A 19985-nucleotide genomic window follows, 5' to 3' on the forward strand; every position below is an offset into this window, starting at 1 on the left:
TCGCGCTAGTGCGCGAGCACGGCCCGTGGCACGGTCGAGTTCAGTCACGAGCGTGACCTGTAGGCAGGAGATCAGCATTCGATGACGTTGACGGCGAGCCCTCCTCTGGCAGTCTCCTTGTACTTCACCTTCATGTCGGCTCCCGTTTCCCGCATCGTCTTGACCACCTTGTCGAGGGAGACGATGTGCGAGCCGTCGCCACGAAGGGCCGTACGCGCGGCCGTCACGGCCTTCACGGCCGCGACTGCGTTGCGTTCGATGCAGGGGATCTGCACCAGCCCCCCGACCGGATCACACGTGAGACCGAGGTTGTGCTCCATCCCGATCTCCGCTGCGTTCTCCACTTGGGCAGGAGTACCGCCGAGGACCGCAGCGAAAGCGCCCGCCGCCATCGAGCACGCGGAGCCCACCTCGCCTTGGCAGCCAACTTCCGCCCCTGAGATGGAGGCGTTCTCCTTGAACACGACTCCAATGGCCGCAGCGGTGAGGAGGAAGTCGACCACCCCGTCATCGGTCGCCCCAGGGACGAATCGACGGTAGTAGTGCAGCACCGCCGGGATGATCCCAGCGGCTCCGTTCGTGGGTGCGGTGACGACGCGGCCTCCAGCGGCGTTCTCCTCGTTAACGGCGAGTGCGTACAGGGTGAGCCAATCCATACCACGCAGGGGATCGGCGTCAGGAACCTCCCGACCGAGCTGAGCTGCCAAGTCGGGAGCCCGGCGTCGGACATGCAGACCTCCGGGCAGGACGCCCTCAGTGGTGGTGCCATTGCGCACGCACTCCTGCATGACGTCCCAGATCTTCAACAGGCCGGCGCGGACCTCCTGCGGCGAGCGCCACGCAGTCTCGTTGGCGAGCATCACCTGGGCGATGGACAGCCCCGTCTCGTGGCACAGGGCCAGGAGCTGGTCACCGGTGGTGAACGGGTGAGCGAGCGATGTGTGGTCATCGACGATCGCGGTCCGGCCGTGGGCGTCCTGCCCCACGACGAAGCCACCACCGACGGAGTAGTACGTCCGCTCCGCGATGATCGAACCTGCCCAGTCGAAGGCCGTGAACGTCATCCCATTGGGATGCAGCGGCAGCGTCTCGCGACGATGGAGGACAAGATCGTCATCCCCCTTGAACACCACTTGGTGCTCGCCCAGCAGCCTCAGGCGCAGTGATGCGCGGACCTCATGGAGGACCCCGTCGGCACTCCGCGGATCACAGGTCTCGGGCCGGTACCCACTGAGCCCCAGCAGGACGGCCTTGTCAGATCCGTGCCCGTGACCAGTGGCGCCGAGAGACCCGAAGAGCTGAGCCCGTACCCGGGCCACGTCGTCGAGCCGCCCATCGGACCGAAGCCCCTCGGCGAACATCAAGGCAGCCCTCATCGGTCCGACGGTGTGCGAACTCGATGGCCCGATCCCGATGGAGAACAGGTCGAAGACGCTCAGCGCCATCGTCAGCCTCCACTCATCGGTCGTGCCAGTCCGGCGCGCGCCTGCGCGTAGAGGTGTCCGGCGCGATAGGAGGACCGCACGAGGGGACCGCTCAACACGCCAGAGAACCCCAACGCTATAGCGATGTCTGAGAGCTGCTCGAACTCCCACGGAGCAACCCACCGCGCCACGGGGTGGTGGCGCGCGGACGGCCGGAGGTACTGGGTGACGGTCAGGAGCTGACAGCCGGCCTCGCGGAGCTCCTCCATAGTGCCCACGACCTCGTCGATCTCTTCACCCATACCGAGAATGAGGTTGGACTTGGTGATGGCGCCACGCGCGGCCGCGTGCCGGAGGACCTCCAGGCTGGTCTCGTATGCAAAGCCCGGCCTGACCCTGCGGAAGATTCGCGGGACCGTCTCGAGGTTGTGCGCGAAGACGTCGGGGGCGGAGCCGAGGACCTCGTCGACCAGGTCAGTCCGGCCACTGAAGTCTGGGACGAGCAGCTCGACGCCTGCGCCGGGGGCCGCCGCCCGTATTCGTCGAACGGTCTCCGCCCAGAGCCACGCTCCCTCGTCGGGCAGGTCGTCCCGGGTGACCCCGGTGACCGTGGCGTACCGCAGCCCCATGGCGGCGACCGACTCGGCAACCCGCCGCGGCTCGTCGAGGTCGGGGGGCGCCGGTCGACCGGTGGCGATATCGCAGAAGTCGCAGCGCCCGGTGCACGTGTCGCCCCCGATCAGGTACGTGGCCTCCCGGTTTTCCCAGCACTCGAAGATATTCGGGCAGCGCGCCTCCCTGCAGACCGTATTCAGGGAGGAGCCCTCGACGACGCAGGACACGGTGGCATAGCCGGGCCTGGTGCGGAACTCCCGACGCATCCAAGCCGGCTTGCGGTCGATCGGGCTCCCGGGGTTTTGGACCTCGAGTCGAAGCAGCCGTCGACCGGCGGTGGGAGGACTGCTCATCGTTTCCCGTTGGTCAGTGCGGGGTAGAGGGGGTGCTCGCTCGCGAGCGCGTGAACCCGCCGCCTCAGCCGACGTGCATGGTCGGCGCCGAGCTCGGGCCGGAGGGCAGCGGCGATGATGTCAGCAACCTCGGCGAAGGCGGTGGCGCCCAGGCCCCGGGTTGCCAGCGCGGAGGTGCCGATACGCAGGCCGGAGGTGACCATGGGCGGCCGGGGATCGTTCGGCACGGCGTTGCGGTTCACGGTGATCCCGACGGCGTGCAGGCGGTCCTCGGCCTGCTTGCCGTCCAGCGGTGAGTCGACCAGATCGATGAGCACGAGGTGGACGTCGGTGCCCTGGGTGAGGACCTTGATCCCGACCGTCCGCGCGTCCTCGCGCATGAGCCGTCCGGCCAGGATGCGGGCCCCTTCGACGGTCCGCTCCTGCCGCTCGCGGAAGGCCGGGCCGGAGGCGAGCAGGAAGGAGACGGCCTTCGCCGCGATGACGTGCTCGAGCGGGCCTCCCTGCAGACCCGGAAAGACGGCGCTGTTGACCTTCTTGGCGATGTCCGGGTCGTCGGTGAGGATGACACCGCCTCGTGGGCCGCCGAGCGTCTTGTGGGTGGTCGAAGTCGTGACGTGGGCGTGTGGGACCGGGTTGGGGTGCAGGCCCGCCGCGACGAGACCCGCGAAGTGGGCCATGTCGACGAAGAGGTAGGCGCCCACCTCGTCGGCGATCTGGCGGAACCGGGCGAAGTCGAGATGGCGTGGGTACGCAGACCACCCGGCGATGACCATTCGAGGCCGGTGCTCGCTGGCGAGGCGGGCCACTTCATCCATGTCCACCAACCCGTCATTTCCGACGTGGTAGGGGACCACGGTGAAGGTCTTGCCGCTGTAGTTCAGCCGCATTCCGTGGGTGAGGTGACCGCCGTGCGCGAGGTCGAGGCCGAGGATGGTGTCACCGTGCTGGAGCAACGCGAAGAACACCGCGGTGTTCGCCTGGGCGCCCGAGTGCGGCTGAACGTTGGCGTACTGGGCGCCGAAGAGGGCCTTGAGCCGGTCGATCGCCAGCTGCTCGACGACGTCCACGTGCTCGCACCCGCCGTAGTATCGGCGTCCCGGGTAACCCTCCGCGTACTTGTTCGTGGCGGCCGAACCCTGGGCCTGCATGACCGCGATCGGCGCGAAGTTCTCCGAGGCGATCATCTCCAGGGTGGTCTCTTGGCGTGCGAGCTCGGCATCAAGGGCTGCGGCGATCTCGGGGTCGACGTCGGCCAGGTTCTGGTTCAGCAGGTTGGGGGCCATGACGTCCTCAGCCCTGGGCGACGAGCGCGTCATACGCGGCGGCGTCCAGCAGGTCGGGTGCGCCGGCGACGCGGACCTTGAGGATCCAGCCGTCGCCGAAGGGGTCGGTATTCAGCAGTGCCGGGTCTTCCGCGGCTGCGCCGTTGACTTCGAGGACCTCCCCGTCGACGGGGGCGTAGAGCTCGCTGACCGACTTGGTGGACTCGATCTCCCCGCACGCCTGCCCTGCGGTGACCGCAGCGCCGACCGTGGGCAGGTCGACGTAGACGATGTCTCCGAGCGCGTCCGCGGCGAACGCGGTGATTCCGACGGTCGCGACGTCGCCGTCGATCCTCAGCCACTCGTGCTGGTCGGTGTACTTGAGATCGGTGGGGTTGGCCATGGTGGTGCTCCTCGTGGTGGTGGGGTCAGCGGGGACGGCTGTAGAAGGGAAGGTCGACCACGGTTGCCTCGACTGCAGTGCCGCGCACGTCGACGATGAGGCCCGTTCCCGGCTGCGCCAAGGAGGTGCCGACGTAGGCCATCGCGATGGGGTGCCCCAGGGTGGGCGACGGGGCCCCACTGGTCACCCATCCGACGCGGTCGCCGCTGGTGGGGTCCAGAACCGGAGACCCAGCCCGAGGGGTGCGTCGACCTCCCGGCCGGAGGCCGACACGAACGTGGTCGACCCTGACCTTGGCCTTGGCCTCCAAAGCCTGCCGCCCGACGAAGTCCCCGGCCTTGTCAAAGCGAACAACTCGTCCGAGCCCCGCCTCGAAGGGGGTGAGCTGCTCGGAGAGTTCGTTGCCGTAGAGCGGCATCGCGGCCTCCAGTCGCAGGGAGTCGCGACACGCGAGACCAGCCGGGATGACGCCAAGGCTTCCGCCAGCCGCGCACAGTGCGGTCCAGATGGCGACGGCATCGTCGGGGGCGCAGAAGATCTCAAAGCCGTCCTCCCCGGTATATCCGGTCCGAGCGAGCCTCGCAGGGCGCCCTCCCACGCGTCCCTCCGCGACGGCGTAATACATCAGGGCGTCGAGGTCGACGTCGGTCAGGGACCGAAGCACAGCCGTCGCCACCGGGCCCTGGATGGCGATGAGCGCCCAGTCGTCTCGTGAGTCGTGGACGACGGCATCGAATCCGTCCTCGCGCTCTCGCAATGCGTCGAGGACGACCTGCGAGTTGGCCGCGTTGGCGACCACCATGTATCGGTTGTCCTCAAGGCGGTACACGATGAGGTCGTCGAGGATTCCACCGTCGGGGCGGCAGATCATGGTGTACCGAGCCTTGGTCACGGCAAGCGCGCCAACGTCGCCGACCACGGCGTAGTCGAGGAATGACGCCGCCTGCGTCCCGGTGACCTCGATCTCCCCCATGTGGGACAAGTCGAACAGGCCGGCCGTGGTACGCACGGCGTGGTGCTCGGCCAGCTCGCTGCGATATCGCAGGGGCATGCGCCAGCCGGCGAAGTCAGTGAAGTGGGCCCCGGCTTCGGCGTGGACGTCGTGCAGCGCAGTGGGTTTGGACATCTGGCCCTCCTGGGGCGAGGTGGTCGAGGGGCCGGTCATGAGGAGAACGCCTCCGGCGGGGGGCATGAGCAGACCAGGTTTCGGTCACCGTGGCTGCCGTCGATGCGCCGGACCGGCGGCCAGTACTTGTCGTCGGACGTGCCGGAGGGATAGACGGCCTCCTGACGGGTGTAGGCCTTCCCCCACTCGCCGACCACCGATGCAGCGGTGTGTGGCGCCGCACGCAGCGGGCTGTCCTCCACGGCCCATCGGTCGCCGGCGACGTCCTCGATCTCGGTGCGGATGGCGATCATGGCGTCAATGAACCGGTCGACCTCGCCGAGGTCCTCGGACTCGGTGGGCTCGACCATGAGCGTGCCGGCCACCGGGAAGGACATGGTCGGGGCGTGGAAGCCGTAGTCGATCAGGCGTTTGGCCACGTCGTCCACCGTGACGCCGGTGGCCCGAGTTAGTACGCGAAGGTCGAGGATGCACTCGTGCGCGACGAGACCGTGGTTGCCGGTGAACAGGGTCGGGTAGTGCGGGGCCAGCCGGCGTGCGATGTAGTTGGCCGCGAGGACGGCGACCTTCGTGGCGTGAGTGAGGCCTTCGGCGCCCATGAGCCGGATGTATGCCCAACTGATCGGGAGGATCCCCGCAGACCCGTAGGGTGCCGCACTGACGGGGCCGATGCCCGTTCGACGAGTGGGGTCGGGGTGCATCGGGTGCGACGGCAGGTAAGGCACGAGGTGGGCGGCCACCGCAACCGGGCCGACCCCGGGCCCCCCACCGCCGTGTGGGATGCAGAAGGTCTTGTGCAGGTTTAGATGTGAGACGTCACCCCCGAAGGAGCCTGGTGCGGCCAAACCGAGCAGGGCATTGAGGTTGGCGCCGTCGACGTAGACCTGGCCCCCGTGCGCGTGCACGAGGTCACAGAGCTCCGTGATCCCCTCTTCGTACACGCCGTGCGTCGAAGGGTAGGTCACCATGACGGCCGCCAGGCGGTCGCCATGCTCTCTGCACTTGGCGCGGACATCGTCGAGATCGATCGTCCCGTCGTCGTTCCCCCGGACGACGACCACGCGCATGCCGGCCATGACGGCCGACGCCGCATTGGTGCCATGCGCGGATGAGGGGATCAGGCACACGTCGCGCGAGGCCTCGCCATTGGCGCGGTGGTACGCGCGGATCGCCAGCAGGCCCGCGAGCTCGCCCTGGCTGCCGGCGTTGGGCTGTATCGACACCTTGGCATAGCCGGTGAGGTCAGCGAGCCAGCACTCGAGCTGGTCGACGAGGGCGCCGTATCCTGCCCCAGCCTCGGCCGGTGCGAAGGGGTGGAGGTCGGCGAACCCAGGGAAGGAGATCGGCTCCATCTCGGTGGTCGCATTCAGCTTCATCGTGCAGGACCCGAGGGGAATCATCCCCCGGTCGAGGGCGTAGTCCTTGTCCGACAGGAATCGTAGGTACCGCAGCATGTTCGTCTCGGAGTGGTGTGTGCGGAACACCGGGTGGGTGAGGATCTCCCCCTCGCGCAGCAGCGCGGCGGGCAGGCAGGTGCCACCCGGCGCTGGGGTGGCGTCCGAGCCGAAGGCTCGCAGGACGGCCATGAGGTGTTCGGTGCAAGTGGACTCCCCGACCGAGACGCCCACATGGTCGGCGTCGACAAGGCGAAGGAGCACCCCCGCTCGGGCGGCGGCGGCAACGACGTCAGCGGCTCGTCCCGGCACGCTGGCGAGCACGGTGTCGAAGAACGTGTCGTGCACGACCTGGATGTCGGCCGCGCGCAGGCCCTCGGCCAGTGCGGTGGCATGCCCGTGGACACGGTCGGCGATCGCGCGTAGGCCGACCGGCCCGTGGTAGACGGCGTACATGGACGCGATGACCGCGAGGAGGACCTGCGCGGTGCAGATGTTGGAGGTCGCCTTGTCGCGGCGAATGTGTTGCTCGCGGGTTTGCAGTGCGAGGCGGTAGGCCGGACGACCGGTGGCGTCCACGCTGACGCCGACGAGCCTGCCCGGCAGCCCGCGCTCGAGCCCGGTCCGGACGGCGATGAACCCGGCATGTGGGCCGCCGAAGCCGAGGGGTACACCGAAGCGCTGACTGGAACCGACGACGACGTCGGCGCCCCACCGTCCGGGGGGCGTCAGCACGGTGAGGGCGAGGAGGTCTGCGGCCACCGCCACGAGCGCGCCCCGGTCGTGCGCGTCAGCGGTGAGGCCACGGTGGTCCGAGATGAGGCCCGAGGCTCCCGGGTACTGGACGACGACCCCGAACGCCTCGACGTCCGGCAGGCCTTGCGTGAGGTCGGCCACGACGACCTCGACCCCTACGGCCTCGCACCTGGTCTGCAGAACGGCCAGGCTTTGAGGGAGGACGTCGGCGTCGACGAGGACCACGTCGGGTTTGCCGGGCGCCGCCCGACGCATCACCGTGACGGCCTCTGCCACCGCCGTCGCCTCGTCGAGGAGCGATGCGTTGGCGGTAGGCAGACCCGTGAGATCCGAGACCATCGTCTGGAAGTTCAGGAGTGCTTCGAGACGGCCCTGCGAAATCTCAGGCTGGTACGGGGTGTAGGCGGTGTACCAGGCCGGACTCTCGAGGACTCGGCGCCGGATGACGCCCGGAGTCACCGTGGCGTGGTAGCCCAGCCCGATCATCGGCTCGCCTGGGGCGTTCGTGGATGCGAGGGAGCGCAGCTCGGCGAGGACCTGGGACTCGGTGGCCGCGGCGGGCAAGGAAAGGGAGGTGTCACTGCGGAGACCGCGAGGCACGGCAGCGTCGACCAGCGAGTCCAGGGAGGAGTAGCCGAGCTCGGCCAGCATCCGGTCCTGCTCGTCGGCGGTGAAGCCGACATGGCGAGACACGAAGTCACTAAGGGTAGGGGTGGTCATCGAAAGGCTCCCTGATCTGACCGTGCGAACACGACGGGGTGGGCTGCCTTCCCGCTCTGTCATCGGACCTGAGAGCTTCACCGCACGTGCGGCTTGCACCATCGGTGCAGGTTGCTGGACCTGCTTTCCAGAGTTCGCCTTACCAGAACGGTCTGTGGGCCTGAGAGATTCGTGGGAAGGGTTGCTCCTTCGGCGCCAGTTCGTCACGACCCTGGCTCTCCCGCCCTGGCTCGAACGGCGATGTATGAAGTTGTTCAGAGTGAACATATCCATGTTCGATCGGACGCGTCAAGAACTATCTCAGCGATGGCCTAGAACGGTTGCGCCATGGGCCTCACCGGCACCGAAAGGCGCGGATGCCCCAGCGCCGCATGGCTCAGTGGCAGGGCTAGGTGTGCGCGGTGGGCCGGCGGAACGACGGTGGGAAAAGGTCGCTGGTGGGCCGCCGGCGGTAGTCACGCTCCGAATACGCCTGCTTCATCCGGGTGTAGTGCGCCAGGGCCCGCCGCTTGAAGTCGTGCTCGTCGACCCCGGGCACCCAACCGTCGACAACGACGTGGCGACCGGTGACGAAGACGTTCGTGACCGACCCACCGCTCGCGTTCATGAGCAGCCCGCGGATGGGGTCGTCGAGCACTCCGGAGCGCAACCTGCTCATGTCGACCACGGTGATGTTAGCTCGGGCTCCGACGGCTAGCCGCCCGAGGTCATCGCGTCCGAGCGCGGCTGCCCCGCCCAGAGTGGCGGCCCGGAAGTAGTTGGACGGGCTCCCAGCGCTTTGGTCGTGGGTGAGCACCTTGGCGAGGTTGTTGCCGTAGTCCATCGCGCGGATGAGGTCTGGCGGGAAGGAGTCACTGCCGAGCGCGATGTTCACCCCGGCGTCACGGTAGCGGTCGAAGGTCTCGAGGGCGGCGGCGTCGCTGGCGGACGTCATCGGACAGTGCACCACGGTGACTCCATGCTTCACGAGCTCCTCGATTTCACCCGAGTACTCCACGTGGTGTCCGCCAGAGTAGCCACCGACGAAGATGCCGTGGACGACGAGCAGCCTGGCGTCAAGCAGCCCAGCTTCTCGCAGGAGCTCTAGGGGTCGCTTGCCGTGACGAGTGTCGAGCTCAAGCAGCTCTCCGTTGCCCTGCAGGCAGTGGAGGCGCACCAGGGCCCCACGCTTGCGAGCCTCGGTCGCCGTCGCTGACAGGAGTTCGCGCGTCAGCGTCTCGATGCGACACGGCAGGAGCACACGGGTGATCAGGTCGTCGCGGCTGGCAGACCGTCGATGAACGAAACCGCCTCGCGCAGACCCTCGACACCACGCGCCTCGTCGAAAGACACTGTTGCGGTTCCGTTTTCGTCAACGGTGTTGACGCCCGAGCGGTAGCTGGGACCGAGGAACATGCGCAGGCCGTCGCGTCGGGCCGCGTCGGCCAGGCGTTCGCAGTCAAGTCTGGTCTCGGCTCATTCCCGATATACCTCAGCGGCGATGGGCACAGCCGTAGTGACGCCGTTGAGTAGCAGCTGGACCACGGCGTACTCGCGCACGAACTCGAGCTCGTCATCGGTGAAGACCTCGTGACGACGGCCGCCGAAGTAGTCGAACCACGACGCGACCGTCGACGACCACGGTGTGCACGTCCGCCCCGGTCGCGGACTGCACGACACGGTGAATCGGCATCCAGTCAGGGCGAGGAGTCCGTGGGGATCCTCGATGCTGATGTAGCTGCCCGTGACGATGGGCTGGTGGATGGCGTCATACCGCCCGGCGAACGCGGCCGGCACGTGATGCTCGTTGATACCCGGGCCATCCGGGTGGTCGTCGCGGTGCTGGAGCCAGACCAGGTCCGCTGTGTATGGCTCGTCGGCGCTGACCTTGAACGCACGCATCCCCAGGTCGGCAGCTCAGCCGGTCGTTGTACGCGTGGACGGTCTTGGTGGTGCTTCCACGCCAAGTCGGTGCGCTTATGTCGTCCCTTCTCCCTCAGCATGGTCGGTTCGAGCCAGCTGGTGGCGGTGCGGGCGCCTCGACCGCGTCAGAGTGCCCGCACCGCCTGTCTCGGACGAGACCTCAGAGTTCCTGGCCCGTCAGCATCCGCGCGGGGTTGGCAACAGTGATGGCCTCGTGGGTGGCGGTGTCGACGCCGAAGTCGGCCACCATGTCCTTGAAGACGGTGAGGACGTGCCCGAACCCCCAGCCGCCGTACTCGGAGAGGTAGTGCTTATGCCCGACGTCCTGCGAGATCAGCAGGGAGCCGGCGTAGCCCGCGTCGACGAGCCGCCCAATGGCCTTGGCCCGCTCACGATCGGAGGGGAGCCACCATGAGTTGGGGCCATCGCTGAAGTACCCCGAATTGCCGCAGAGGTCGAACTCGACGAACGCGCCTCGCTCGGCGAGCGACTGCTGGTACGCGACCGCATCGGCGAACTCAATGTCGTTGTGAGCCAGCGCAGCGTCGATGTGGCAGAGCACGACCCGCTGGAGGTCGACTCCCTCCCCCTCGAGGAGGTCCAGGACGTCATGCCCGGCGCGCGTCGGCGGGTGGACGTGAACGGATAGCGGCAGACCGGTCTCCTTCTGTGCGGTGGCGGCGGCCCGAAGGACCTTCTCCTCGTTCGGGTGGAGTGGGTGGGTCGTCCCGATCTCGCCGATGATGCCGGGGCGCACGTCGGTGCCCTTCAGGCCCGACTGGATCTGCTGAAGGAGACTTTCGGTGATCTGTATGCGGCTGGCCTGGCGAACCTGGTCGGGCTGGGCGAAGTTCACGTAGTGGCCACAGCCGGCGACGATGTTGACGCCCGTGCGCTCGCTGATCTCCCTCAGCGCGAGGGGATCGCTGCCGATGTCGTTGTTGGTGGCGTCAACGAGGGTCTGCCCGCCCGCGGCCTTGAAGAGCTCCAGCTCGCGGACAGCGAGCTCGACGCTGTCGAGGATGCAGTTGTCCCGGTTGCCGTACGGGTTGCCGCGGATGGCGCCCAAGTTGGCGAGGCCAACCTGCTCCGACTCGTGCGGTAGCAGAGTGAAGCGGGCGAGCTCGTCAACGTAGGGCGACAGGTCGATGAGGAGGTGCTCGTGCGGGAGGGTGCGGCCCAGGGTGGATACCTCGACAGGGCCCGTGACCGTCATGACGGTGGTCATCGCGATGTTCCTTCCGATCCGGTGGCGCCGATCTCAGATCGACGCCACCGGGCTGGGTGGGGACTGGTCAGTCCGTGGTCACTTGCCGACGGCGGAAGCGCACTCGGCGAGGTTCGCCTTCGTGATCGCCGGGGTGTCGATGTAGGTGATGTTCTCGACCTTCTGCCCCTTGAGCACCGACGTGGTGATCTCGGCGACCGTCGATCCGTCCACAACCGGGTTCTGCAGGTTGGTGCCGTACTGCTTTCCGGCCTCGATGTTGGTGTAGCCCTCGATTGTGCAGTCGGAGCCCACAGCGACGAGATCGGTTCCCGCCTTGTACCCCGCGCGCTCCGCGGCGACGATAGCCCCGGCGAGCATGTTGTCCGCCTGAGCGAACACGCCGACGATCTTGTCCTTGCCGAACTGCGAGATCAGGTTTGCAGCGGCCGTGGTGGCCTGGGTCTGGTCCCAGTTCCCGGGCTGCGAACCGACGATCTTCAGACCGGGGGCTTCCTTCTTCAGGGTCTCTTCGAACCCCGCTCCACGGTCGATGGTCGAGCCGCCGCCTGGAGTGCCGGTCACCATGATGACCGAGCCGGAGTCACCGTTGCCGGTCTCCTTGAGGCCGGCGATAAGTGCCTGGGCGGCCTGCACGCCGAGCTGCTTGTCGTTCGGGCCGACCCACGCGGCCCACAGGCTCGTGTCGTCGGTGCGCGGCAGGTACGTAGTCACGACGACCGGGATCTTCGTCGTCTGCTTGATCCGCTCGAGCGCCGGGATGATGGAGGTGTTGTCAGTCGGCCAGATCACGATGATGTCCGGCTTGGTGCTGACGGCCTGGTTGAGCTGCTGAGCCTGTTCGGCCGCGTCGAAGTTGGTGACCGACATGGTCACCTCTGCGCCCGCCATCTTCATCGCGCTGGTGAAGGCGTTGGCCTGGCGTGCGCAGTACTCACACGACTGCGAGACGGTGAGGTACGCGATGCGCTTGCCCGCGATGCTGTCGCTGGCGCTGCTCGCGGTGCCGCTGCTGCCGTTTTCGGCGCTTCCACATGCGGCAAGGGTGATGGAGAGGATGGCTGCCGCGATTGCGGCGACCAGGGTGCGGGGACTTCTCATGGTGAACCTCGTTTTCATTAGGGGAGCTGTACTCGTTGTGGTTGGCGAACTCGGTTGTGGATGAACTGGTTGAGGGGTCCGTCGAAGATGACGACGAGCAGGAGGATGCTGCCGTTGACCAGTTGGATGATGGCTTGGTCGGTCCCGGTCAAGCTGAGGCCATTGGAAATCACCGAGAGCAGGAGCGCGGCACCGAAGACCCCCGCGAGGCTGCCCTTGCCACCCGTCAGCGCAATGCCCCCGAGGATGGCCGCGGTGGCGGCCTGGAGGAGGAAACTCTCCTCGGCGCCGGCGGTCCCCGTGGCGAGCGAAATGCCTTGGAGTGCGCCGCCGAGTCCTGCGAGGCTGGCCGAGATCACGAAAGCGGCGATAACGGTGCGCTTCACAGGCAGACCTGACGCCCTGGCCCTCGCCCGGTCGCTACCCACGGCGTAGACGAACCGACCGAACCAGGTCCATCGGGCGACCAGCATGAGCGCGATCGCGAGGGCGACCTGGACCAGGGACTGGAGCGAGAAGACGCCGGCAACCGGTTCGGTAAGTTTCAGCCCGGCCTCGTAATCCAGTGCCTGGACGAGCTGGCCCGCCGCAACGGCGAACCCGAGACCGATCGCCAGCACCATGGAGCCGACGGTGACGGCCAGCGAGGGGATCCGGACGAACGCGGTGATTGCTCCGTTCAGGAGGCCGATCGCTGCCGCGACGACTACCGCTACGCCCATCGCGGGGACCATCCCGAGGCTGTCGTTCAGCTTCACGGCGATGAGGGCCGCGAGAGGAAACACGCCGGCGATGGACAGGTCGAACTCGCCGATTAGCATCACCACAGCAAGGCCGGAGGCCACCATGACGAGGACCGAGAAGATCTGGAGGAGGGCGAAGACGTTCCCCGCGCTCGAGAAGGCTGAGTTGGTCACGACGAAGTAGAGGGCTGCAAGGAGGGCCAGGCCCCACGCGAGGAGATTGCGGAAGTTCCAGTAGAGGAACGTCGAGGACTTCATCGCCGGCCTCCCGCGCTCAGCATCGAAGACAACCCGGTGAGGGTGACGGCCAGCAGGACCAGAACGCCCTTGATGACGAGTTGGTTCTCGTAGCTGAGTCCGGATAGCGCCAGAACGTTGCCGAGAAGCCCGACGAATAGCGCTCCAACGGCGGCGCTCAGCGGGGTACCTGCGCCTCCGTTGACGGCGATGCCGCCGACAACCACGGCGACGATGACATCGAAGCCGAACGCGCCCCCGAGGAGGAGGTTTCCCTGGCCGGATTGGGCGGCCAGCAGGCCTGCGGCCAGTCCCGTGCACGCGCCCGAGACGGCGAACGCGGTGAGCACCAGCGGCCAGACACGAGTCCCAGAGATCTGGGCGGCCCGTTCGTTCAGTCCGATGAGGGTGATCTGCCGCCCGGTGACCGTGTAGCGGTGCCACAAGTACAACGCGACGGTGACTAGCACGAATGTCAGCACCTGGAACGGTAGAAAGCCGAACAAGTTGCTGTTGAACAGGCTTGCGTCTGCTCCGCCGGTGATCGTGTGCCCTTGGGTGTAGAGCTGACCGACGCCGAGGAGGATCGCCGAGAACGCGATGGTCGTGATGATCGGGTTGGTGCGCAGCCGACCAATGACCAACCCCTGGGTCGCTCCGATGAGTAGGCCCACGGCAATCGCGAACGCGAGCCCGGCCCAACCGCTGACATCGAGGGCACGGGCGAAGGCGATCGTCCCGATGGCGATCATGGACGAGATGGCCAGCGAAAAGATCTGGCCGGAGATGGTGATGAGGCTGAGTCCCACCGCTGCGATTCCAGTCAGGGACACGGACAGCAGCAAGGCTCGGATGTTGGAGGTGGTGCCGAAGTTCGGGACAACGAAGAGGCTCACCAGCGCAAAGGCTGCGGTGATCAGCCCGATGACGACAGAGCCAGTGGCGCGCAGCGAGAGCGATCGCCTCGACGCGCTCGTGGCGGGGGCGGACGCGGTCGGGACGGTGGAGTTACTCATGCGTGTGTGACCCGTTCAGGATTTCGGTGAGCAGCTGGGAGTCGGCCACCGCGTCGACCTTGTGAGTGCCGACATGGCGGCCGCGGTACATCGTGATGACACGGTCGGCGAGCTCACGGATCTCCACGATGTCGCTGGAGTACAGGAGGACCAGGACCCCCTTGGCGGCGCGTTGACGGATGCTCCGGTAGATCTCGGAGCGAGCACCGATGTCGACTCCGCGGGTGGGCTCGTTGAGGACGAGCACCACGGGCTGGCTGGCGAGCGCGCGGGCGATGGCCACCTTCTGCTGGTTCCCGCCGCTAAACGCAAGGACTGGTTCGCGGACCCGGGAAGGATCGAGCGCCACCAGGGCGGCCAGTTCCTTGGCGAGGGCAGTCTCGAGTCGACGGTTGATAACGCCCCTCGACGTCGTGCGATGCAGCGCACCTGAACTGATGTTCGTGGTGACCGCCGCTTCGAGAAACACGCCCTCGTTCACGCGGTCCGGGGAGATGTAGGAGATTCCAGCGCGCTGGGCTCGTGCCCGGTCGCCGACCGCCAGGACTGCCCCGTCGAGCAGTACCTGCCCGCCATCCAGAGGAAGCAGACCGGCGACGGACCGCACGAGGTCGTCGGCACCGGACCCGATCTGCCCGAACAGCGCCACCACTTCCCCGCCCCTCACCTCGAGGGACACGTCGTCGTAGGCTCCGGTCGCGCTCGCGTGCTCCACCGCAAGCACTGACCGAGCCTCGGGCCCGGACTCCGGGATGTCTTTCTGAACAGGCTGGTGATCTGCCCCGAGCATGGCGGTGACCAGCGTCTTCATGCTGAAATCGCCGGTCGGACCAGTGGCGACGACTCGCCCAGCACGCATCACACTGATCCGGTCAGCCAACTCGAACACCTCGCCGAGGCGGTGGGTGATGTAGACGATCGCGGTCCCTGTGTCGGTCAGGGAGCGGATGACGGAGTGGACCCGCGCGATCTCGACGTCGGACAACGTGGCCGTCGGCTCGTCCAGGATGAGGACCTTCGCGTTGGCCATCAGGCCGCGCGCAATCTCGAGGAGCTGACGCTGCGCGAGCGAGAGTACCTCGACCGGCTGGTCCAGGGCCATGTTCGACAGGCCTGCGGCAGCCAGGCTTCCTTGCGCTCGCTCGCGCAGCTTGGCGTAGGACACGACGGGACCGCGGCGGCCACGGCTGGACAAAGCCAGGTTGTCCATGATCGACATCTCGGGGATGACCGAGAGCTCCTGGAACACCATGGCGACATCCCCGGACTCGTGGGCGGGGCCGTGGATGCGTCCTGAGTCCGGTGTGATGACACCGGCGATCGCCTTGACCAAGGTGCTCTTGCCGGCCCCGTTCTCTCCGAGCAGGGCATGGACCTCCCCCGCCGCGAAGGACACCGACACATCCGACATCGCCCTCGCACGGCCGTAGCTCTTGCTCAGCCCTTCCACGGCCAGCAGGACCTGCCCACGTTCGTCGGACGGCGCCTGCGCGCTCGTCGCGCTCACGCTGACTCCTCGGTCATGGGTTCTCCTGTTTGTCCGATCAGGCTTCGTTGCCTGCACTATCGAACAGCATGCAGTGTTTGTTTGGCAATGGGGTGTTCTGTAACGAACATGTTTCAAGCTCTGACCGTGCTGAGGGGTGACATTCCGTGGCTCGTGCCTACGCCTTCGCCAAGGTGCATGTGTTCTCGTCGATCCCGTACTACGGCAACCCCGTTGCGGGGGTTCTCGATGCGGACGACCTCACTGACACGGACATGCAGGCTGTGGCCCGCTGGACGAACCTGTCCGAGACGACGTTCGTCCAGGCCGCCACCCATCCCGGCGCGGACTACCGGCTGCGGATCTTCACGCCCCGCGGCGAGCTGCCCTTCGCGGGAACCCCACACTGGGATCAGCGCACGCCTGGTTGACGTCGGGCGGTACACCGTCGAGCACGGCAACGCTCGTGCCGGAGTGCGAGGTAGGCCTGGTGGAAGTGCATCGAGGAGATGGCACGCTGTCCTTCGCTGCCCCACCCCCGGTACGCACCGGCCCCATGGACGAGGAGTTGGTGACCCAAGTAGTCGCCTTCTTTGGTATCGACCGTGAGGAGGTCGTCGCACACCAGTGGGTCGACAACGGGCCCGGATGGGCCGTCCTGCGCCTGCCCACCGCGGAGCAGGTTCTGGCACTCGGGCCGGACCTGTCGGTCATCCCGGACGCAATGGTTGGCGCGGTGGGGCCTTACCCCTCCGGTTCGCCCTACGCCTTTGAGCTGCGGACCTTCGCGACACGGGTGGGTGTCGCCGAGCACCCGGTGTGCAGAAGCATGGACGCCAGCGTGGCGCAGTGGCTGATCTCGAGCGGGGTCACCCCGAGTACCTACCGGGTCTCCCAGGGGCCGCGCGTCGGCCGGGCTGGCAGCATCACGATCACCACGACCAGACCGAACGCGGATGTCTCGGTCGGCGGCGCGACGACGACTTGCGTCAACGGCACCATCTCCATCTGACTCTCCCTCAGCAAGGTCAGCCGGTGATCAGTCGGGACAACTTGAGAAGGCTGTCGACCGGGTTGCCTCCGACGGGGGTCAGTACGACGCTGCTCGCCCCAGCCGCTGCGATCTCATCTACCCTGCGTCGCGCCTCGTCGGGGGTTCCTACCACCCCGAGCTGCTGCACCCACTCCTCCGGCAGGTCACGAACGAAGTCTTAACGAGATCGCGACCGCACGCGCAGGTCACGCATGCCTTCGGCGTTTGCCAGGGTTCGAGGTGCGGGGCCCAGTCCGGCTCGCCCATCCATTGAAGCGACGGCCTGATGGCATCGATGGCGGCATTAGCGTCAGGGTCGACGACATGGGTAGCGGTGATCCCGTGAATCTTCGTGGGACCAACGTCGCGGCCAGGGTTGAGTAGGGTCGACCACTGGTCTTGGACCTGACCCAAGGCGGACACGTAGACGACCCCGATCTCGACGATTCGGTCATGGGCTCAGGTGAGAGGCCGGTCGTCTCAACGTCGACTGTGTACCGAGTCGTCATGCTTCCCTCGAATCGCTCACCGTGAGATTCCTGCTGCATCATGCCCGGCCCACCGCGGCGTCAACTGTCCTGCGAGGAATCCGACCTCCACGGACGACCTCGCTCCAGCCCCCACCGAGTAGACAGCCTCCCGACGAGCTCTGTACGAGTAAGGCTTCACGCGGCGAAACCCAGAGCCACACACCTCATGCACCCCGGGTCCCTGATGAGTCGTTGGCACGACATCAGTCCCGTTCAGGGGTGACCGCCAGGCTGCCGGCGATCTCTTAGGGAGTCGTGACAACGAGAAACGTTCCACGACAGGGGAAACCCGCCTCCGATCCCGACCAGCTGATGCTGATCGAAGTCGGTCCGGCGGGGTACTCTCCGCGACAGCCAGTGCCGAGAGTTGCCCAAGCGCCCTCATGGCATCAGGTCCCCCGAGTGCCGGGCCAGGTGGTCACCTGCGGCTGGTGCGGACGCGACACCCCTGTACCCGCGCGAGGACGCATCCCGAAATGGTGCTCCTCATCGTGTCGGCACCGAGCATGGGAACAACGCCGGGCAGCCGACTCCGGCCTCGCAGCCATTGAGGTAGTCGATCGCCCGGTGGAGATCGTCCGAACCGTCACCGAGGTCGAAGTGCGGTCCGCTCCCACTTTCGCGTCGCCCTCCACCGCAGATCACTGGTCGGACCTGCTCCTCGCACTGGCCGGCCGACTCGACCGGGGCCTGATCTACGACCGCGACGTTCGCAAGCTCCTCCCGGCCATGACGGTGCTGATCGGCTCATTCGACCGTCGCGCCCGCTGAGGCCGCGCCGCGCGCGGTCGTCATTACGACTGTCGTTGAATGTCTGGTGTTCGCAGTGCGAAGTCCTGTCATCCTCAACGATGTGACCCCACGCCCCCGCCGATCCGCCACATCACCGGTGCAGTCCCGACGCCCTGATCCCTTGGTCTGGGCGCAAGCGCTCAAAGAGGCCAGCGGTGACGTCCGACGACTCAAAGTCGACACGGACGGCACGGTCCTCGTGCTTCGCAAGGCCAACAGCTAGGCACGAGGCCAATCGACGAGCCGCGGGGAAGTCCTGCCAACGACTTAGTCGTTCGCTGTGCGGCATGGTCGGACGTCGAGTCTCTGGCGGCGAAGCGACGCGGCCCAAGCTGCCCGTTGGCTAGATGCTTCAAACTACGGGCCTCGACCGGCTTTCCTACAACGTCAAACGCCCGGCGGTCGAGGGCGAAGCCAGGCGAGCAGCGCCACGGCCAGGCCGAGGCCCGCAACGACGTCGGCGGAAGCGATGGCCATCAGTACGCATGCAAGCGCGAGGCCCCCGGCGGCCAGCAGTGCCACGGTGTGACTGCGCGGGGTGGGTAGGCTGTTCTTCACGGTGGTTCCTTCGGCTAGAGGCGGACTTCCGAGACGGCGTCCTCCGTGTCCGCGGAGGGCGTCGTCACCTAAGACATCACGACCTCGGTGCTTATGTCTCGTCCTGCTAAACCGTTCGATAGACTGTTTCAACACGGCCAGGTGCTCCCTCGCGCGCCAAGGGCGCTCTGGACGTGCTAAGACGTCCTGACCTAGAGTGCCTCGCGTGACTAGATCTGGACGCCTGCAGCGGCGTCTGGAGATCTTGGACGGCCTCAACGGGCCGAATGCACGCGTCTACGACAGCGCTGTAAGCGCTCTACGCCATCTGGCGGAGGAAGGTCGTGGCGTGGACCTTGTCAAGGTGCGTGCGCCCTTCGTGCGCGGGCCTGGCGGCGGGGTTGTTCCCCCTTTGGCCGCCTTGGTGAACTCACGCGGGCATGCGCTACAAACTGCGCTGGTGGCCCTATTCGTCGCTCAGAACAAGGTCGGCTCGGCGCCGCATGTGCTGGACCTGCCTTTGACTGCGGCTAGTTCGCGGCAGGTGGCGTGGTCGGACCTGGTGGTGCTGCCGGAGGAGGAAGGATCAGGCTCGGCATCACGGACGCTAAAGCAGCGCAAAGCTGTTGCGGCGCGGTCAGCGCTGAGAAGGCTGACCCGGGCAGACGTGTCGTTGGTGGAACTACCGGGAAGGGGTTCTCGCAAGGGCGGATACGACTCAGTGAGGCTGCTAGAGGATGTAGGGCCTCGTCCGGTCGGCCTGCCGGTGCCCTACAAAGTGCCGGTTGCGGGGGACGACCAGATATCGATCCCCGCGGCGTTCTTCCTGAACGGCTGGGTGTTCACGTTGGCCGACTCGGAGATCGTGACGTACCTGATGTATCGGATGCTCTGTCGGGGCGGGCGTGGAGCGCGGATCTCGGCGGCAGAGCGGGAGGACTTCTTCGGAGTGAAGACGTCGGCTTGGGAGCAGTACTGGCTGCTCGAGGCCTGTGGTTTGGTACAGGTGGAGCCCGGTGAGGGCCGGCGCAGCGACGGTACGTTTGTGGGTCAGGCTCGGGGCGCGGAGCCAACCAACCACGTGTTCCGGATGCGGGATGAGACGCTCAATGACGGGGCGCTAACGAAGGTGTGGGGCGTGGTCGACGCACGCGTTGATCGAAAGAAGGCTTGAGTTGGTCACAGGGGAACGCGTCAGGCAAAGAGCAAGAGAACGCGCACCGACATTCGCCGCCGGACCGGATCAGAGGCGGCGCTGAGACGCACCCACCGCCGCGGACACCTGGAGCCAACGGATCCAGCGCCGAACTGGGACCCGGGGGCG

General features: G+C 66.9%; 16 protein-coding genes, 1 pseudogene and 1 riboswitch. Of the genes and pseudogenes, 3 read left to right on the plus strand and 14 right to left on the minus strand.

Annotation, left to right across the window (positions count from 1 at the left end; genetic code table 11):
• Nucleotides 1–71: 71 nt before the first annotated feature.
• The 14 genes from ACFWN3_RS07735 to ACFWN3_RS07800 all read right to left on the minus strand — a co-directional run bounded on the left by ACFWN3_RS07735 (nucleotide 72) and on the right by ACFWN3_RS07800 (nucleotide 15790).
• Entirely contained in the window at nucleotides 72–1445 is a 1374-nt protein-coding gene (locus ACFWN3_RS07735; RefSeq protein ID WP_377644967.1) for an L-serine ammonia-lyase, read from the minus strand.
• 2 nt (nucleotides 1446–1447) lie between these two features.
• Complete coding sequence (gene lipA, locus ACFWN3_RS07740; protein WP_377644969.1) at nucleotides 1448–2392, minus strand: lipoyl synthase; 945 nt, start codon at nucleotides 2390–2392, stop codon at nucleotides 1448–1450.
• The gene (gene glyA / locus ACFWN3_RS07745; RefSeq protein ID WP_377644971.1) at nucleotides 2389–3678 is read right to left on the minus strand and encodes a serine hydroxymethyltransferase; all 1290 of its coding nucleotides are present in this window, start codon (nucleotides 3676–3678) and stop codon (nucleotides 2389–2391) included. Before glyA ends, lipA begins: the two co-directional genes overlap by 4 nt.
• Before the next feature lie 7 nt (nucleotides 3679–3685).
• Nucleotides 3686–4060 (minus strand): glycine cleavage system protein GcvH, encoded by a 375-nt coding sequence (gene gcvH / locus ACFWN3_RS07750; RefSeq protein ID WP_377644974.1) that lies wholly within the window; start codon nucleotides 4058–4060, stop codon nucleotides 3686–3688.
• Nucleotides 4061–4085: 25 nt separating this feature from the next.
• Nucleotides 4086–5225, minus strand: a complete 1140-nt coding sequence (gcvT, locus tag ACFWN3_RS07755) for a glycine cleavage system aminomethyltransferase GcvT (protein ID WP_377644976.1) — start codon at nucleotides 5223–5225, stop codon at nucleotides 4086–4088.
• Nucleotides 5222–8056: an aminomethyl-transferring glycine dehydrogenase gene (gene gcvP, locus ACFWN3_RS07760; RefSeq protein ID WP_377644978.1), complete on the minus strand. Its 2835-nt coding sequence runs from the start codon at nucleotides 8054–8056 to the stop codon at nucleotides 5222–5224. Before gcvP ends, gcvT begins: the two co-directional genes overlap by 4 nt.
• A 138-nt stretch (nucleotides 8057–8194) precedes the next feature.
• Nucleotides 8195–8289, minus strand: a riboswitch (glycine riboswitch).
• A gap of 155 nt (nucleotides 8290–8444) precedes the next feature.
• Nucleotides 8445–9296 carry an amidohydrolase family protein gene (locus ACFWN3_RS07765; protein ID WP_377644980.1) on the minus strand — a complete coding sequence of 284 codons (852 nt, stop codon included), beginning with the start codon at nucleotides 9294–9296 and terminating at the stop codon, nucleotides 8445–8447.
• Nucleotides 9297–9304: 8 nt separating this feature from the next.
• Entirely contained in the window at nucleotides 9305–9451 is a 147-nt protein-coding gene (locus ACFWN3_RS07770; RefSeq protein WP_377644982.1) for a hypothetical protein, read from the minus strand.
• A 60-nt stretch (nucleotides 9452–9511) separates the two neighbouring features.
• Nucleotides 9512–9937: a hypothetical protein gene (locus tag ACFWN3_RS07775; RefSeq protein ID WP_377644984.1), complete on the minus strand. Its 426-nt coding sequence runs from the start codon at nucleotides 9935–9937 to the stop codon at nucleotides 9512–9514.
• A 181-nt stretch (nucleotides 9938–10118) separates the two neighbouring features.
• The gene (locus ACFWN3_RS07780; protein ID WP_377644986.1) at nucleotides 10119–11186 is read right to left on the minus strand and encodes a phosphotriesterase; all 1068 of its coding nucleotides are present in this window, start codon (nucleotides 11184–11186) and stop codon (nucleotides 10119–10121) included.
• A 78-nt stretch (nucleotides 11187–11264) separates the two neighbouring features.
• On the minus strand, nucleotides 11265–12287 hold the full coding sequence (locus ACFWN3_RS07785; RefSeq protein ID WP_377644988.1) for a sugar ABC transporter substrate-binding protein: 1023 nt from the start codon (nucleotides 12285–12287) through the stop codon (nucleotides 11265–11267).
• A gap of 17 nt (nucleotides 12288–12304) precedes the next feature.
• On the minus strand, nucleotides 12305–13288 hold the full coding sequence (locus ACFWN3_RS07790; RefSeq protein WP_377644990.1) for an ABC transporter permease: 984 nt from the start codon (nucleotides 13286–13288) through the stop codon (nucleotides 12305–12307).
• Entirely contained in the window at nucleotides 13285–14283 is a 999-nt protein-coding gene (locus ACFWN3_RS07795; RefSeq protein WP_377644992.1) for an ABC transporter permease, read from the minus strand. Before ACFWN3_RS07795 ends, ACFWN3_RS07790 begins: the two co-directional genes overlap by 4 nt.
• A complete protein-coding gene (locus tag ACFWN3_RS07800; RefSeq protein ID WP_377644993.1) occupies nucleotides 14276–15790 on the minus strand; it encodes a sugar ABC transporter ATP-binding protein in 1515 nt (504 codons plus the stop codon). Before ACFWN3_RS07800 ends, ACFWN3_RS07795 begins: the two co-directional genes overlap by 8 nt.
• 179 nt (nucleotides 15791–15969) lie before the next feature.
• On the opposite strand from ACFWN3_RS07800, the pseudogene ACFWN3_RS07805 reads away from it, so the two are divergent.
• From ACFWN3_RS07805 to ACFWN3_RS07815, 3 genes and pseudogenes are all read left to right on the plus strand, one after another.
• Nucleotides 15970–16781, plus strand: a pseudogene (locus tag ACFWN3_RS07805) (PhzF family phenazine biosynthesis protein).
• A 1118-nt stretch (nucleotides 16782–17899) separates the two neighbouring features.
• Nucleotides 17900–18103, plus strand: a complete 204-nt coding sequence (locus ACFWN3_RS07810) for a hypothetical protein (protein ID WP_377644995.1) — start codon at nucleotides 17900–17902, stop codon at nucleotides 18101–18103.
• Nucleotides 18104–18887: 784 nt separating this feature from the next.
• Nucleotides 18888–19835 (plus strand): hypothetical protein, encoded by a 948-nt coding sequence (locus ACFWN3_RS07815; protein WP_377644997.1) that lies wholly within the window; start codon nucleotides 18888–18890, stop codon nucleotides 19833–19835.
• The last annotated feature ends 150 nt before the right edge of the window (nucleotides 19836–19985 follow it).

This window comes from Oryzobacter terrae, from assembly GCF_042756445.1.
Lineage (GTDB): Bacteria > Actinomycetota > Actinomycetes > Actinomycetales > Dermatophilaceae > Oryzobacter > Oryzobacter terrae.

What these genes read in the sequence shown, in the direction of transcription:
- ACFWN3_RS07735 (WP_377644967.1), bottom strand. Translation starts at nt 1,445, where the DNA reads ATGGCGCTGAGCGTCTTCGACCTGTTCTCCATCGGGATCGGGCCATCG.
- lipA (WP_377644969.1), bottom strand. Translation starts at nt 2,392, where the DNA reads ATGAGCAGTCCTCCCACCGCCGGTCGACGGCTGCTTCGACTCGAGGTC.
- glyA (WP_377644971.1), bottom strand. Translation starts at nt 3,678, where the DNA reads ATGGCCCCCAACCTGCTGAACCAGAACCTGGCCGACGTCGACCCCGAG.
- gcvH (WP_377644974.1), bottom strand. Translation starts at nt 4,060, where the DNA reads ATGGCCAACCCCACCGATCTCAAGTACACCGACCAGCACGAGTGGCTG.
- gcvT (WP_377644976.1), bottom strand. Translation starts at nt 5,225, where the DNA reads ATGACCGGCCCCTCGACCACCTCGCCCCAGGAGGGCCAGATGTCCAAA.
- gcvP (WP_377644978.1), bottom strand. Translation starts at nt 8,056, where the DNA reads ATGACCACCCCTACCCTTAGTGACTTCGTGTCTCGCCATGTCGGCTTC.
- ACFWN3_RS07770 (WP_377644982.1), bottom strand. Translation starts at nt 9,451, where the DNA reads ATGTTCCTCGGTCCCAGCTACCGCTCGGGCGTCAACACCGTTGACGAA.
- ACFWN3_RS07775 (WP_377644984.1), bottom strand. Translation starts at nt 9,937, where the DNA reads ATGCGTGCGTTCAAGGTCAGCGCCGACGAGCCATACACAGCGGACCTG.
- ACFWN3_RS07780 (WP_377644986.1), bottom strand. Translation starts at nt 11,186, where the DNA reads ATGACCACCGTCATGACGGTCACGGGCCCTGTCGAGGTATCCACCCTG.
- ACFWN3_RS07785 (WP_377644988.1), bottom strand. Translation starts at nt 12,287, where the DNA reads ATGAGAAGTCCCCGCACCCTGGTCGCCGCAATCGCGGCAGCCATCCTC.
- ACFWN3_RS07790 (WP_377644990.1), bottom strand. Translation starts at nt 13,288, where the DNA reads ATGAAGTCCTCGACGTTCCTCTACTGGAACTTCCGCAATCTCCTCGCG.
- ACFWN3_RS07795 (WP_377644992.1), bottom strand. Translation starts at nt 14,283, where the DNA reads ATGAGTAACTCCACCGTCCCGACCGCGTCCGCCCCCGCCACGAGCGCG.